The sequence below is a fragment of the Leifsonia sp. PARNA 1/14 genome (genome assembly GCF_055720965.1).
The window spans coordinates 1-215 of sequence record NZ_JBVQSP010000014.1 but is presented as its reverse complement, the minus strand read 5'-3'; the positions used below and the strand labels follow the sequence as shown (position 1 = coordinate 215).

At 61.9% G+C, this 215-nt stretch carries 1 pseudogene; it reads left to right on the top strand.

The features are described from left to right. Nucleotides 1–215: pseudogene (locus AC0HS0_RS19000) on the top strand (PTS mannitol transporter subunit IIB); the annotation flags it as partial.

Genomic DNA, 215 nt, shown 5'->3' with positions numbered 1-215 from the left:
GGTCGGCAGCATCGCGACCATGGGCGTCATCGTGGGCTCGAACATCCCGATGTTCATCGGCGCGATGATCATGGGCCTGCTCGGCGCCTGGGTCATGAAGCAGGTCGACCGCATCTGGGACGGCAAGATCAAGGCCGGGTTCGAGATGCTGGTCAACAACTTCTCGGCAGGTATCGTCGGCATGCTCTTGTCGATCGGCGCGTTCTTCGGGATCG